Raw genomic sequence first — 4,188 nt, forward strand, 5'->3', positions numbered from 1 at the left:
GGATCTGGGGAACGGGCGGGACCGTCGCGTCCAGGAGGACCGGCCGATCGTGGTCGATCCGGCGCTGCTCGGTCTCGACCTCGTCGAAGAAGGCCGGTGAGATCCCGTCCACGCCGAACTGACCGCCGTCGAGTCGCTGCGTGATCGTCTCGCCCAGTCCGAGGGGAGTGAGCCCCCTCTCGAGCGCGCTCTCACTGATCCCGCCGGGGCCGTTGAGAACGACATCGAGTCGGTCAAACAGGCGACCGTAGCCCCGTTCTGCCGGCGCGAGGCCGTTCAGGATGTCGTGCAGAAAGAGCGTCGAGAGCACGCTCCACTGCTGCTCACGGGCGCCGACCTTGGGAGATCGCAACCCAGGGGGGAGCAGGTCGAGCGGGCCACCTCGCCGCCACGACCGTCCGACCTCGACGAACAGGACCACGCCGTCCAGGCCGTAGTCCCAGACTTCGTTGTCGGGCGGTCCGGCCATCATGAGCGAGCGCGAGAGGGTCTGGTTCCGTGACCGGGCGCGGCGAACGGAGACGGGCTCACCGAGCCGGACCAGCGCCTCCCCGCGGTCGTCGTAGCCTCGTCCCGAGCCGTCGGGGTACCGCCGCTCGGCCTCCGCGACGCGACGCAGGTGCTCGGCCAACCGCTCATTGGTCGGCGTCAGCGGGAGCGGATCCCGGGCCTGCCACCACGCCGCGAGGTCTTGTCCGTCGGCCGTCCCGTCCTCGAGGGCAGCGCGGAGCGAGTCGGGAAGGAGCGCTGCGGCCTGTGCGACGTGGCGTTCGACCTCGAGGCCGGTGCGGAGCGCACGCAGGTAGGCCCCCTGGACCGAGTCCGGTGGAGGGGTCCGTTGCTCGACTAGCGTCGCGGCCTCGAGGTCTACCCCGTCGACGGCGGGCGCAGAGCAACCGGCGAGCACGAGGGCGAGAGCGGCGAGTCGGCACACGAGGGGTGTCGGAGTAACGTCCATGGCTTAGCCGCGCCGTTCGGTCTCGAGGTCACGCGGCGGTGCCCTGAAGCTCGCGCTGCAAAGGGGGCTTCCGTGACACGCGTTCGTCCCCTCGAGGACGGGGTGTCGAACCCGTCCTCGAGGTCGGCGGGGCCTCTAGGCCAACCTTCCGGTTGGTAGAGGGATCACGGGATGGAGGGATGCGGGATGGGTGCGACGCCTCATGTTCCATCCCTCCGTCCCGTATCCCTCGTTCCCTCCAGCATCCTGAAGGACGCTCTAGGCGCTCGCGCCGCGGTCGTCACCGTCGGGCGCCGCGTCCTGTCCGCAGGCGGATGCCGGGTCGCCTTTGGACTGCGCATCCTCGAGGTCGCGCCCCGCCGCGCGGACGATCGGGACGCCGAGCTCGGAGGCCAGAATGGCGACCTCGAGGTCGGCCCGCTCAGATGGGTCGGGGGACGGGGTCCGGGTGGGCATCGATGACGTCGGCGAGTCGTCGTCACAAAGTGGGGCGCCGGCGGGAGAGAAGCTGGACGATGTCTTGACGTCGCGTCCGATCTCTTGACCACAGGTCGCGCCGGCGTCCTCGAGGCCGCGTCCTCCTCGGCTAGGTCGGGGGCAGGCCGTTTCGCGGTCGAGCAACTCCGGTCCCGGCGGTCGAGCGTGAAGCTGACCGCGAGGTCCTGGCCACGGCCGGGGGATGCAGCACGCCCAACCTGGCCTCACCGGGTCCCGTGCGACTTGACGTCAACAGATCGGACCCAGGGGCAACGTCTCGCGCGTCCCGCCCTCGCGGGCGGCCTCTACTTTCCGAGACCTGCGAACGCCTGGTTTCCGTGTCCACTCGCCGTCGTCTTCTCGCTGCTCTCGCCGTCGCCGCCGTCGCGTGGGCGGTCACCGACCTCGAGGACGACGCCCGCGCCCAGCCCGGCGCCGCTGTCGAGGCCGAGCGCCCGTTCGGCGAGCCGATCCGGTTCCGGCACCTCGGCCTCGACGATGGGCTTCCCCATCCCGACGTCCACGCCATCCACCAGGACTCGCTCGGGTTCCTGTGGTTCGGCACCGAGGACGGGCTCGCCCGCTACGACGGCGCCGAGCTCCGCGTCTACCGACCCATCCCGTTCGACACCACGAGCCTGGGCGGCGCCTGGCCCCTCGCCATCGCCGACGCGCCCGGAGGCTCTCTCTACATCGTCGACGAGGACGGGACATTCGTGCGCTACGACCCCCGCCGCGACGCCTTCCATCCGATCGCGACGGACCGCGCCATCGAGAGCGGGTTCGGGATGACCGTCGCTCGGGACGGTGACGTGTGGATCTCAGGACGGACGTCGGGGCTGTACCGCTACGACCCGACCCAAGAGACGGTCGAGGCCTTTCGCCCAGACAACTCCACCTTCCCGAGCCTGTTTCCCTCGGACGTCATCGAGGTCGAGGACCGACTGTGGATTGGCACCCGAGGCGATGGGCTGGTCCTCCGGCAGCCGGACGGGACGTACGTCTCCTACCGTCACCGTCCGGGCAACGCCGCGAGCCTGCCGCACGACCTCGTCGGCGCGCTCCTCCTCGACCGCCGGGGCCGCCTGTGGGTGGGGACCGGGGCCGGCCTCGCGCTTCACGAGGGCGACGGCCGCTTTCGAGACATACCGGCGCTTCGAGGTGAAGATGTGTGGTCGCTGCTGGAGGACCCCGCCGGCCACCTCTGGGTCGGGACGGCAGACGCGCTGTTCCGCTACGATCCCGTCACAGAGCGAACGGCCCGTTACGCCCACGATCCCACGGACGCATCGAGTCTGAGTGCCGGCGAGGTCCGCAAGCTCTTCCTGGATCGGAGCGGGACCGTCTGGATCGCGACCGAGTCCGGCCTGAGCACGTTCGAGTGGGCCGCGCCGCCGTTCGTGCACGTCGCTGCGGGGCCGGACGGCGTGGGCGATCCGGGCGTGTGGTCGTTCCTGGAGGCCCGTGACGGGACGCTGTGGGTCGGGACGGAGGGCGGCCTCGATGCGTTCGAGCCGGATGGAGCGGTTCGCCGGTTTCAGTCCGACGGGACCGTCGGTAGCATCGGGCCCGGATGGGTCGTGGCGATCTACGAGGAGCCGAGCGGCACCCTCCTGGTCGGGACGCGAGGGACGATGGGAGACGATGGCGTGTTGGTGAGGCTCGACCCTGCGACCGGCCGCGTCGTCCGGCGGTTCGAGTTCGAGCCCGGCGGGCTCCCAGCGGACAACCCGTGGGCCATCCGTCCCGATCGTCAAGGCCGCTTGTGGGTGCTCTCCGGCGGGTCCGGCTGTCCGAGCATTCTCGACCGAGCGACGGACACCTTCGAGGCCCACTGCCTGGGCAACGACGACCAAAACGCGACCAAGGCCTTCGTCGAGGACGAGGCCGGGGGACTGTGGATGGGGACATGGGGTGCGGGCCTGGTGTACTACCACCCCGAGAGAGGCACCGAGCGGAACTTCCCACACGATCCGTCGGACCCGAACACGCCCCCGAGCGACGTGATCCTGGATGTGACGGAGGGCGAGGACGGCACGATGTGGCTCGCGACGTACGGCGCCGGTTTCAGCCATTTTGATCCGGCCACGGGCACGTTCCGCCACCACCACACGGGCAACAGCGCACTTCCCAACGACATCGTCTACGCCCTCGAGGTCGACGAGGCCGGCGACGTCTGGCTGAGCACGAACGCGGGGCTCACGCGGTTCTCGCCGGGGACCGAGGCGTTCGAGACGTTCGGCGTGGAGGACGGGCTCCAGGACCTCGAGTTCAACGCCGTCGTGTCGCTCCACACGTCGGACGGCGAGATGTTCTTCGGCGGGATCAACGGGTTCAACCGGTTCCGACCGTCCGAGGTCGGATCGTCCTCGAGGCCGCTGCCGGTCGTGGTCACGGACATCGACATCGAGGGCGCCGACGCTGCGATCGGGTCCGACCTCGAGGTCGCGGCGCCCTACGCCGAGTCCGTGCGGTTGGGGCCTCGAGCGCGCGACGTCTCGTTCCGCATTGCGGCTCCCGGTGCCCCTGCTGCGACGCGGTACCGCGTCCGCCTGGACGGCTACGACGACGAGTGGCACCCGCCCGGACCGGAGCGGACGACGGCGTATACCAACCTCGCGCCGGGCCGCTACACGTTCCGCGCCCAAGCCTCGGCCGGTGCTGTCTGGGACGGGCCAGAGGTCGCGCTGGCCGTTACCGTCGCGCCGCGCTGGTTCGAGGCGTGGTGGTTCCGGCTGCTCGCCGGTCTCGCC

General features: G+C 70.5%; 3 protein-coding genes. 1 reads left to right on the top strand and 2 read right to left on the bottom strand.

What is annotated here, in order from left to right:
- Together WBA11_RS11010 and WBA11_RS11015 are read right to left on the bottom strand one after the other, a co-directional pair.
- On the bottom strand, nucleotides 1-958 hold a 958-nt coding region (locus WBA11_RS11010; RefSeq protein ID WP_424520736.1), incomplete at its 3' end, for a GWxTD domain-containing protein.
- A 258-nt stretch (nucleotides 959-1,216) separates the two neighbouring features.
- Nucleotides 1,217-1,414, bottom strand: a complete 198-nt coding sequence (locus WBA11_RS11015; protein ID WP_424520737.1) for a hypothetical protein — start codon at nucleotides 1,412-1,414, stop codon at nucleotides 1,217-1,219.
- A 359-nt stretch (nucleotides 1,415-1,773) separates the two neighbouring features.
- Between WBA11_RS11015 and WBA11_RS11020 the strand changes: the two genes are divergently transcribed.
- On the top strand, nucleotides 1,774-4,188 hold a 2,415-nt coding region (locus tag WBA11_RS11020; protein ID WP_424520738.1), incomplete at its 3' end, for a ligand-binding sensor domain-containing protein.

This window comes from Rubrivirga sp., from assembly GCF_049648075.1.
GTDB lineage: Bacteria > Bacteroidota > Rhodothermia > Rhodothermales > Rubricoccaceae > Rubrivirga.